Here is an 11,184-nt window from a genome sequence, read left to right on the forward strand (position 1 = left end):
TCAATTTTCAATCGGCGTTTCAAGACCAAAAGGGGTCACTTTTCAGTCGGCGTTGACAGGTAAACCACGCAGCGCGCTACAGAACGCAGTAGTAACGCAGGGGGCAGGCTACGCTGGAGGGGGCAAGCTGTGGCCGCAGAGGGCCGTTCAGTCGCGTTTGAGAATGGCGCTCAGTGTCTGGCGAGAAATGCCCTCCCGCTTGGCCGTGCGCATCTGCGCGCCACGCGGATTCTTCCGTTGCTCTTCTTCAAACCACGCCTGGAGGCGCTGTTTACGCTCGTCGGCTGTTTCGTTTGCCGGAACGAGTATCGCGTCTTCGTGTTCGATCGCCCGTATCTCCGAAAGTGGCAGCATGGTGCGTTCCTTGGGCGGCCGTGGATACTCGTAGTCAGGGAGGCTGAGCTGGCTTTGGAGAGTCACGGGGTGGGATTCGTGAAGCCGGTCCTCACGCACCTTTGCCACGATGAATGCGGCTACATCCGGAAGCTGATCTGATGCGCTCCATCGCTCAAAGAGCGCTGGGTAGGTGATATACCGCTCACCGGGATCGAATTGCGCGATATCTTTCGCGACAAACCAAGCGCTCATCAGCGGCGCGATGTAATCGAAATCCGCTTCGGACCAGCAATCGAATGTAAGGAGACGCGGCCGCTCCCTGATATTTGCCTCAAGATAGGCGGGTATGCCGCCACACTCGGGTTCCGATCCTAACGATACCCAGACCGCCAATTCCTCTGGCGTCGCATCGAGACGTTCGTTCAGAAGTCGCATCGCTTGAGGATAGGAGATGTATCGGGATTCCGTGTCGTTCAACGACGCCAGCGACCCGCTTTCGTTACGAGACGGTTTGTGGAACTCTCGAGTGGATGCTTGGTCGGCTGTGGCTCGCTCGTACGCCCGCATTTCTTCAGCTTGATCGATCGCCAAATCGTTGGCTCCAGACGTTTTGGTGTTCGAGTTGCCGACTGACTCGCGGCGTCGATCGTTGTAAATCAGCAGATATTCTTCCAATCGGATATGCGTTGCAGCGAGTGCCGCTCTGCCCCGGTTGGCTATCCCCGCATGTGCGCAGGCGGCCGCCTGCGAGAGCCGAGCTTGAAAATTCTCAGCAATCAGATCGACGCCAAATCCATACTGGCCAAGGACACGATTGACGATGTCGGCAAATTGATCCGCATCCACCCACGCGATCGTCCACGGCGTTTCGTCCAGCCGCCAGACATGGGTGTCGAGAAGTCCGGCTATAGCCTCTTGCTCGCGCGAGTCGGTCGACACTTGGTCGAGAATCGACGCTATCGCATCCCATACCGCAGCCGGCCATGCCCCCGTGAACTCGATAACCTGTGCGACCCAAGTGCGATAGGCCGCCAACATCCGTATTCGAATCGCCTCCGAGCTTTTCCGAGCATTCAGCCCGTTGCGGATGTGGATATTCAGCTTCGAATACGCTTCCCTGCGAGTGCTCGTGAGTCGATTTTCTTCCTCGTGCCGCAGGTGACGCAATTTGCGCTCGATCAGTTGCTCGACGTCGCTGCGCAGTGAGCGGTTTCCGTGTTCAGACTCTCTTGGCATGGTGGCAACCACCTCTAGCGCGTAATGTGCATCTGCAGTACATTCGCATTATTACGCACCGGCCGAGATATGCCCATGCCCGCTGCAAAGACTGCCACCCTGACATTCCGCATTGATCCCAGCGTGAAAGAAGGCCTGCGGGTTATTGCCGAGCGAGAGCACCGGTCGCTCGCGAACACGATGGAGATGCTTATTCGCGACCATTGCGACCGCAACGGCATCGTGATTCCGGAGCAGGGCACGTTGTTCGACAAAGCCTTGAAGCCTGCCGAGCCAGATACATAGGCAGCACAACGACAAATACTTGTACGGCGAGCATAGCCGCACGCACAGACAGTAATTCTGGAGCCCTGATGACCGCCCAAAGCACGGCCTTCGACCAGCTACGTCATTTACTCAAAGACATGTTCCAGTTCGAGGATCACGACCTCGACTTCGGCGTATATCGCATTACCCGGCTCAAGCGCGAGTTCATCCAGTCGTTTATCGATGGCGACGATGAGAACAGCCTGAAGCACACCGTCAGCCGCGTGCTAGGCAATCTGCATAACAGCCAAAACGAGGCCTCGCGCAACTGGTTGGCAGCATTTGCGGGCTCGTTTGGTCCTATCGGTCAGAAAGCCTGGGAAGAGTTGGAAGCCGCGCCCGACGATCCGGAAAAGGTCGAAGGGTTGAAGGCGTTTATCTCCATGCCCGTGGTCGATGCCGCCAAACGCGAACAGGCCGAAGCACAGCTCAAGACCTTTCTTGAAACCCGGCAGTCCTCGACCGAGCATCTCGAGTCGCGCATCTACAATCACTTGCTCAACTTCTTCGACCTGTACTACGCCAACGGCGATTTCGGCTATAACACGCGCGCCGCCAGCGCCTTCAAAGTGCCATACGAGGCGGACTACGACGGCTCGGACACCTTGTTTCACTGGAAACACAAGGGCAGCTATTACATCAAGAGCGGCAACGGCTTCCACAGCGTGCGCTGCGAAATCGACGGTCGCTGGCTTGAGTTTCGGCTAACCCGCGGTGGCGACGAAGAAGCCGAAACCGGCGAGCGGAACAACAACAAAGACAGCGCCCGCAAGCACTATCGCCTCCACGATATCCAGCCGGTAGAGGAAACCGGCGCCGACGGTACGAGCCAAACGATCTGGCAGGTGCGTTTCGTCCTGGCCGAGAGCTCGACGCCCAAAGTGGAACTGTACCCGCGCCTGTGGCAAACCGTGTTCGAGGGCGATGGCGATCTCACGGCTTACTTGCACAAGAAGCCGGACGCGAAGACCCCCGCGCCGGGTCAGCCGGTCTTCAACGAACTCGGCAAAGACTTCGACAAAGCTGATGGCGGCCAAACCAAGGGCATCGGCCAGTTGCGTCTGGGACGGGACAAATACCTCGGTGAACTGGCCAAACGCGATGAGTTCTCCGACCTGGGTCGCAATGCCGCCGATCGGGCCGAAGCGCTGAAGGCCGACGCCACGGCAGCTGCGCTATGGCAGATCGATCGCAACCTCAACAAGTTCTACGTGGGCAACGACGCCGACTACTTCATCCATAAAGACCTTGGTGGCTTTTTGGCCCGCGAAAAGGCCCGCTTCATCAAGCAGGTGGTGTTTTCGGACCTCGACGGCCTCCTGCACGCCGACAACGACAACACCACAACTCTGATCGCCCGCGCGTTCAATGAAGTCGCCGACAAATTGATCGGTTTTCTGGCCGCTATCGAAAACTTCCAGAAAAACCTGTTCGAGCTAAAGAAGAAGGTCGTCGACACCCACTGGCTGATCTCGGTGGGCAAAATACCCGAAGCCTTCCATGCGCGGGTTTTCGCCAATGAAAAGCAGCGGCGGGAATGGCGCGACGTGTTCAAGGTGGACGTGGATAGCGTCGAACAACTGGCCGAACATCCGACGCTGGTTGTGGATACCAGCCTCTACCGTGAGAGCGACCCCGACTTCCAGGACGCGCTACTTGGCGATCCCGCCTTCGACAACCTGGACGAACAGACTGACGGCTTGCTGATCAACTCGGAGAACTGGCAGGCGCTGAACCTGCTGCAGGAGACTTTTCGCGAACGCATCAAGTGCATCTATATCGATCCGCCCTACAACACCGGCGGCGACGGGTTTCTCTACAAGGATAGTTTTCGGCATTCGAGCTGGGCAAGCATGATCCATGACCGTCTTAGGCTAGCGTATCCATTATTGGCGACGAATGGCGTGCTGTTCGCCAGTATTGACGACAAAGAGCGCACCCAGCTTGAACTTCAACTCAAACAGGTATTCGGCGTCGGCAACCGGGTAGAAGAATTGATTTGGGCGCAGAACTCTACAAAGAACCAGTCGCCAACGTATTCGACGAATCACGAATACGTTGAAGTCTTCGCTCGAGACCTCGAAACGGCAAAGGCGGAACCCGCCATGTTTCGCGAGCCCAAACCGGGCTATGCGGAGATAGTGGAGTTAGTGGAGCGACTCAACCCTAATTACCCATCGATCACAGAGGTCGAGGAAGAAATCGATAAGCTGTTTGAACAACATAAGACAGAGTTAAAGGCAGAACTGGAGGGGCAAGGAATAAAATTCGAAAAGAGTCGTGACACATGGAGGGGGCTGTATAACTACAAAAATGCCGAATATCGAGACGAATATGGAAACCTTGTTTCAGAGGAAGAAGCTCGTGTTCAGAACGCGAGCATATGGATTTGGCAATCCGATAATCCTGCATTTCCGCTAGGTGGGGGGACGGCAAATAAACCGGGAGTGTATGACCCAGATCACCCCGACTACCGCTTTTACAAGCCGCCGCATCCAGTTACCGGGGGCGAGTGTCCTCACCCCAAAAGTGGTTGGCGTTTTCCTGCTAAACCAGTGGAAGGCCTTTCGACTTCTTTTGAAGAACTCAGTGCCGATTACCGCATCGCATGGGGGCGCGACGAAAAGAAAGTTCCTAGAGTTAAAAGGTTCATACACGAGACAGAAACGAATGTAGGGCAGTCAGTTCTTTTCGACTATACCGACGGCGAAAAGGAATTGACGTCATTGAGTGGCCAAGCTTGGACCTTTCCTAATCCAAAGCCTTCCACCCTGGTCGAACGCTTCGCCCAGCAGACCACCACAGCCGGCGAATGGATAATGGACTTCTTCGCAGGTTCAGGTACGACAGGCCATGCCGTGATTCGTAGCGATGAGCAACGCCGTTTCTTGCTGACTGAAATGGGCGGCTACTTCGACGATATCCTGATTCCGCGAATTAAGCGGGTCATGTATTCGACGCAATGGAAAGACGGCGCTCCGGTTAGTCGCGGCCAGGGCCGCCGCATGCTCAAGGTACAGACGCTGGAGCAATACGAAGACGTGTTGGACAACCTGCATCCGGCCTGGAACGACGCTGCGCTGCCCGAGGGTGTTCCGGTTCAATATCTGTTCCGGCCCGAGCACAACCAGCTGACCAGTTCGCTGGATCTTTCGCGCCCGTTCGAACAGTCGATTCGCGTCGGCAAGAAGCGCGAAGTGACATCGATCGACCTGATGGAAACCTGGTGCTATCTGGAAGGTCACCGCGCCAAGTCGCGCCGCGTGTACGGCACGGATGAGGGGTTCGATCGTCGGTATCTGGCCGTGGAAACCATTCACGGCACGCTTGTGATCTTTCGCGACATCGACCCGGCCGAGGACGACGCGGCGAATCTTACGGCCATCATCGGGCGCTATGTGGACGACGATGGCCGGCCAACAGTGCAACGGTTGGAAATCAACTTTGACGGCGACCTGCGCCGGTTGGATATCGAAACTCGCCTAATCGCGCATACGGACTTCATGCGAGGTACTACATGGAGCTAAAGCTCTATAACCGACTGAAACGCGAGTTGCTGGGCGACTTCGCGGCGGTCTCCGAACGGCATAACCCGGATTATCAGAAGCAGGTGGAAGCCTACGCGTCGAATCGGGCTAGCGGTTTGCCGCAGCCCATCACCCGCCGGATTCAGCGTTGGCTGGGCGACTACAATCGGTTGCGGTCGTGCTCGTATACGTTGCGCTACTACCAGATTCTGGCGCTGTATTTCACCGAGCATGTGTTGCAGCAAAAGCGCGACGGCAAAGGCTACGCTGACCAGAAGGCGTTGGCCTATTGGATGGCGACCGGCAGCGGTAAAACGTTGCTGATGCACCTGAATATCCTGCAGTACATCGAGCATATCGGGGGCAAGCCGGCCTTCGATGAACTACAGATCATCCTGACCACGCCCGGGGTGAACTTGATCGAACAGCACGAACGCGAGCTCGGTGCGTTCGTTGCCCAACTCAATCGTCTGTATAGCAACCGTATCAAGCTGTTCGTGGCAACTACAGCGGCACTCTTGAACAAGGAAGACGGCTATTTCAATTTGCCTGACAGCAGCCGCATATTCCGTCTGGTGTTGGTGGATGAGGGGCATATCGGACTGGCCAGCGGCGGCAAAGACGTGGGCGCTTTCAAGCAGCTAAGGCACGATTTGCTTAAACCCGGTAACAGCTTTCTGTTCGAGTATTCGGCTACCTACCACGGTATCGCCGATGCGCATGTGCGGGAATATGAAGAACAGATCGTCTACGACTACAACTACTATCGCTTTTTCAAGGACGGCTATGGTAAGGATTATGCGCTGCAAAGCCTGTCCGACGACCGCTTTGCCGACACCGGGCAGGGGGAGGCAGCGTTTTTTGGCGCCACGTTCGAGACCCTGCGCGAAAAGCTCGATGCCCATGCGCGCCTGACAGTCAGCTCAGCCCGTGGTGCGGGGGAGTTGCCGTTCAAGGGCAGTTTTCCCGACAAGCCGTTGCTGGCTTTCATGGGCAATACTGTGGAAGATCCAAAAAACGAAGGCAAGCTGGATAAAACCGGAGCCGGCAATGATGAAGTGTCGGATATCCGCAAGTTCGTCGTTTGGCTGGCGCATCTAAATGCCGGCGAACGCGAACGTTACGCGCCGGTTTTCAACGACCAGTACAACGGCAAGCTGACGCTCACTCGCTCGCCCGGTATCGGCGACGAAATCTGGCTTTCTTTTGGCGACGGCGAGTTCTGGGGTTTGATCAACGTCGGGAACGGAGAAAAGTTCTTCAGCGATTGCGAATCGCATCCGGCACTGCAGGATACTCGCGGCGAGCCGCGCGTTACGCTGCGTAAGGCTGCCATCGTCAATCCGCGCTGCCATTTCGATGCGATCGATGATATTGCCTCGCCGATTAATGTGCTGCTTGGCAGCCGAAAGTTCGCCGAGGGCTGGAACTGCTTTCGGCTGTCCGTCATCGGTCTGATCAATCTGGGCTCCAGCAAGGGCAACAAGATTATTCAGATCTATGGTCGCGGTGTACGTTTGAAAGGCCTGCGCCACGACGGTAAACGCCGGCATTTGGCGCATAACGAGGATTATTCGGCGCTGGTCGCCGATGATACGCCGGAGAATGGCTTGCGCCGGCTCGAAACGCTTAACGTGTTTAGCCTGAACCGTTCCTGGTTGGCTACCTTTTTGAAAGCGTTGGAGCAAGATATTCCAAAAATTGCCGGGCCGTACACGCTCGACGTGCAGCCCGCGGTCGTCCGGGTCGGCGGTTCTCAGAGGGAGCTAGGCTTCGAGGGCTACCAGCACAAGCTTCACGCTTTCAAGGTTGGCCGCGCCGAATTCGACGCGTCACTACACATCACGATCGAAGCCGCCACTCATAAGTGCCATTGGCAGTACGTTGACGAGAGTGACGGCGAGCGGGCTGAAGTGCTGAACCCGTTTGCCGTCTCTCTGGATTACCGGGCGAATCGCGATGCCGCTGGTCATAATCTGGTGCAGGGTTTACAGGCCAAGCTGGAAAATGAAGCGGCGTTTATCTCTTGGGGGCGGCTGAAGGAACAGCGTGCGACCTGGAGTCGGCAACGCCGCGTCCAGTGCTATTGGCATAGTGGCGGCACAATTGAGCCCGTGTCCCTGACCGATTTGCTAGGCCTGATCCGCGAAATCAAATACGACCATCCTCTCGAGGATTGTAGTTGGACGGTGCTGGAGCGCTTGTTAGACGAGATTCAGCGGGACGTTCTGGAAAAAGTATTCCAGAAGGTGCGTTACGACATCGACAAGCGTCAGTATCGCTACGACGTTGTGCGCCAAAGCACCGCCGTTGAGTCCGGCGATTTCATCGATCGCTATGCGCTGAGCTATGAGTTTGACAAAGATGAGCACCGCGACCGCTTCGAGCTTGACGATGGTCTGCGCCAGCGGGTAGTGGATGAGCTAAAGGAGGAACGCGGCGAGTATCATATTTTTGAGCCGTTGCTGAATGAAGCCACCGACAGCCTGCGGTCGAAGCACAAGCTTCGGGATGTCAATATCTCGCCGGATAAGCTCAATCCCGGCGAGCGCAAATTTCTGCGCGATATACGGACCTATATTGAGGAAAACCATTCGCGTGATCCGCGCGAGTTTTACCTGATGCGCAACGTGGAGTCGCTGCGTTCCATCGGTCTATACCTGGAAGGGGAAACGCGGGCGTTCTACCCAGATTTCGTACTCTGGATCGTCGACGACAAACGCAACAAGACCACGCTCGCGTTGTTTGACCCAAAGGGCCAGACTGGCATTGTCAAACAGGATGACCTGGGGCTGAACGGCGGCGCGGCGATGAACGATAAAGTGCGTGTCGCAACCAACGGCCAGTTGAGCGAGCTTGAAGCACAGCTTGGGCATAAAACCGGGCGTGCTTGGGAGATCCAGTCATTCATCCTGTTGCGTGACAGCTCGCCTTTGGGCCGGTGGAAGGGCAGTGTGCCTACCGACGATGAACTGGAACTGGCCGAGGCGATGATTAGCCGCCATGTGTTGCGCCTCGACTGGCATACGGAAAACGAAAACGGGCAAGCTTCGGTCCTGCTTCGCGGCGAAGATAGCTACCTGAGCCGTATTTTCGGTGTGTTAGCGCCCTGAGGCCGTTGATGGTGAGCATCGATGCACTGATGAATGTGCTCCCCGTTTCGGGACTCGAGCCTGATGACGTGGCGCACATTGAGGGCTTTGTCGATAAGTCTGCCCAATGGCACTCGCTCGATAGTTTCCACTTGCTCGAACCGCCGGCCGCAGCCCGCGAGCCGTTCATCGCGCCGGCGCACGCGATCGCCTCGCTGGCTCGGGGCATCGGGCTTTCGACGGACCATGCAAAGACACAAGCGAAGCAAGCAGCTGAGCGCATGATGGAGGCGCACCCTTGTTGGGGCTGGGTTTACTTTTACGATTCGTTCGATCCCGAACTGCCGGCCTGCATTCCGATTAGCACGTTCATTGATTGGCTGCGAATCGAGTGGCCTACGCTTCGCAAGTCGATGCTGGCCGGCGTTCACGAACTTGATGTGAGCTCGACTCGACTATGCCGCGAGGCTTTAGCCGACGGTAATGGCATCGCCGATTTCCTGGCGAATGCGGCCGATGTGATCGTCCGGGCGCCGATGTTTCCGGATCCAGCCGACTGGCAGCACATGTCCTCAATGCGTGACCGAGTGGCTCTGATGCAGCCCAAGGCGATGATCGAGTTCGTGCCGGGAGCGCCGTGGCCGGAATTTGAGGAACCGGACAGCGACGACTGGAGAGCGGAGTGGATCAGCAAGGCGTATCCGTTGTTCAGCCAGTGGCGGGAACAGATCCGGCCGATCGCCGACGCGCTGTCCGAAACACTGGGCCAATCGGTTTACTATTTTGCCGATCCGGAGGACGACCTCGACGACGACTGTGCGCATCGTTTCCTCGTACTGCACTGGTGTTGCACGTGGCTGCCGGAATCGAACTTCGTGAAGCATCTGGTGAATGCCAGCGGCGCAGCCAGCGTTCACGAGCTCAAGGCGGCGTTGATCGATCCGCAGAGCTACCGTCACCCGTTCGAAATGAACAACGCATTCTTTGCGCCTGACGCCGTCTCTTGTCGATTCGATTATTCGAATAGCTTGCAAAAAATTACATGTGCATTCGTCTTTGCGACGCTGGAGGCCCGCGAGGCGGCCTACTGGCTCTTGCAGCAGGCTATCGGCGTTAAAGTGCTGATCGTGGCGCCGCGAGAGTTGGCTGATAACGAGTGGGTCGAGAAGGCGGCGTCAAACTGCGCAGGCTGGTCCGTGCGGTTTATGCATGATCATGCCGTCGATGAACCGATCGCGATTCTTGCCGGTATCGATCGGCTGAATGTAATCGCCGACCGCTGTGACCGGAAGCTAGGATCGCTCGATTTGCAGCTATCCGAGTCAGTGGAAGATTTACTGTGGCTGGCGATTCAGCGTGGTGTCCTTGCGCGATACTTCTTTCTAGATCTGGGCGGTCTTGGCAATCCGGAGGACTGTCTCGAGCGTCGCGGCGCAGCGGAACGAGAAGCCGTGCGCCAGATGCAGCGAGCGGAATACACACGCCGACTGAAAGCCATCCAAGTCGAATGTGATTACGGCAGCACCGGGCTATGGGACGAGTGCGGGCGAAGCCTCAGCTACGATGCGCTTGATCTACCCTTCGACTTAATTCGCCACATCGCCGCTTGGCAAGCGGATTTCGACGAAATAGAAACGCCACCGAGCCGGGCAGACGAATCGTGGCGGCACAAGCATGAGAGTGAGCGACTGGTCATCATCGAATTACTGCGTGCCGTTCTCGGGAACGACGTTGTGGGGGTTGGCAGAGTTTGCTAGATGCCGACTGGTTAAGCGGTGCGTGTGGTGGGTAGCGCCACGACTTTTGAATCCGATTTGAGGCGATCGAGATAATCCGCCCACCAGTCCATCATGGCGCGCCGCTCGTCCAGATATTCGGAGCGGTGATAGGCCGCACGAACTTTGTTGCCCTCGACGTGGGCTAGCTGTCGCTCGATAGCATCCCGGTTGAATCCACTCTCGTTGAGAATTGTGGAGGCGGTCGCGCGGAATCCGTGCACGGTTGCCTTTCGCTTGTAACCCATTCGATAAAGCGCATAGAGCAGCGTGTTCTCACTCATTGGCCGGCGCGGGTCGTTGCGGCCGGTGAATACGTAAGGATAACGGCCAGTGACGGCGTGCAATTTGCGTAGACGCTCGACCGCCTGATCGGCGAGCGGCACGATGTGCTCGGCGTTCATCTTCATGCGCTCGGCCGGGACGCGCCATTCCTTACGTTCAAAGTCGATCTCTGCCCACGTCGCGCCACGAAGTTCGGTACTGCGCAAGAAGGTGAGGGCGATGAGTTGCAGCCCGCATTTCGTGATGAGGTGCCCGTCGTAGCTGTCGAGCGCTTTCAGAAAAGCGGGCAAATCATCGCGGGCAAGCGCTGCATGATGCGTCTGTTTGCGGGTTTTGAGCGCGCCGCGAAGATCGGCGCTCGGGTTGTATTCCGCGCGCCCCGTGACGATCGCGTATCGAAAGACCATGCTCACCCGCTGCAACACGCGCTTGTTGTAGTCCAGCGCGCCGCGCGCCTCGATCGGGCGGATCATTTCAAGAATTTCGGGTGCGAGGATCTGGTTGATCGGGCGCTTACCCACGGCCGGGAAAACGTCGTTCTCTAAACACTTCAGCACTTTATCTGGAGCTATATGCAAGTCTGGTGTATGGAGACTTGATCAAGCGGCGCTCCGGCGGTCCTGGGAA

General features: G+C 57.0%; 6 protein-coding genes. 4 read left to right on the forward strand and 2 right to left on the reverse strand.

The window, feature by feature from the left end; translation table 11 throughout:
• Positions 1-147: 147 nt before the first annotated feature.
• On the reverse strand, positions 148-1,584 hold the full coding sequence (locus C41B8_RS18600) for a hypothetical protein (RefSeq protein WP_156962594.1): 1,437 nt from the start codon (positions 1,582-1,584) through the stop codon (positions 148-150).
• 63 nt (positions 1,585-1,647) lie between these two features.
• On the opposite strand from C41B8_RS18600, the gene C41B8_RS18605 reads away from it, so the two are divergent.
• The 4 genes from C41B8_RS18605 (at position 1,648) to C41B8_RS18620 (ending at position 10,254) form a co-directional block, all read left to right on the forward strand.
• Positions 1,648-1,857 carry a type II toxin-antitoxin system antitoxin gene (locus tag C41B8_RS18605; protein ID WP_037341701.1) on the forward strand — a complete coding sequence of 70 codons (210 nt, stop codon included), beginning with the start codon at positions 1,648-1,650 and terminating at the stop codon, positions 1,855-1,857.
• A 68-nt stretch (positions 1,858-1,925) separates the two neighbouring features.
• Positions 1,926-5,405 carry a site-specific DNA-methyltransferase gene (locus C41B8_RS18610; protein ID WP_037341694.1) on the forward strand — a complete coding sequence of 1,160 codons (3,480 nt, stop codon included), beginning with the start codon at positions 1,926-1,928 and terminating at the stop codon, positions 5,403-5,405.
• Complete coding sequence (locus C41B8_RS18615) at positions 5,396-8,518, forward strand: DEAD/DEAH box helicase family protein (protein ID WP_037341697.1); 3,123 nt, start codon at positions 5,396-5,398, stop codon at positions 8,516-8,518. The genes C41B8_RS18610 and C41B8_RS18615 overlap by 10 nt, the downstream gene beginning before the upstream one ends.
• A gap of 8 nt (positions 8,519-8,526) precedes the next feature.
• Entirely contained in the window at positions 8,527-10,254 is a 1,728-nt protein-coding gene (locus C41B8_RS18620; protein WP_037341699.1) for a hypothetical protein, read from the forward strand.
• A gap of 11 nt (positions 10,255-10,265) precedes the next feature.
• Here C41B8_RS18620 and C41B8_RS18625 read toward each other — a convergent pair whose 3' ends face one another.
• Complete coding sequence (locus tag C41B8_RS18625) at positions 10,266-11,114, reverse strand: tyrosine-type recombinase/integrase (RefSeq protein ID WP_415752844.1); 849 nt, start codon at positions 11,112-11,114, stop codon at positions 10,266-10,268.
• Between the last annotated feature and the right edge of the window lie 70 nt (positions 11,115-11,184).

This window comes from Salinisphaera hydrothermalis C41B8 (assembly GCF_000732535.1).
Taxonomy (GTDB): domain Bacteria; phylum Pseudomonadota; class Gammaproteobacteria; order Nevskiales; family Salinisphaeraceae; genus Salinisphaera; species Salinisphaera hydrothermalis.

Coding starts and splice junctions, on each gene's coding strand:
- C41B8_RS18605 (WP_037341701.1), top strand. CDS start 1,648: ATGCCCGCTGCAAAGACTGCCACCCTGACATTCCGCATTGATCCCAGC.
- C41B8_RS18610 (WP_037341694.1), top strand. CDS start 1,926: ATGACCGCCCAAAGCACGGCCTTCGACCAGCTACGTCATTTACTCAAA.
- C41B8_RS18615 (WP_037341697.1), top strand. CDS start 5,396: ATGGAGCTAAAGCTCTATAACCGACTGAAACGCGAGTTGCTGGGCGAC.
- C41B8_RS18620 (WP_037341699.1), top strand. CDS start 8,527: ATGGTGAGCATCGATGCACTGATGAATGTGCTCCCCGTTTCGGGACTC.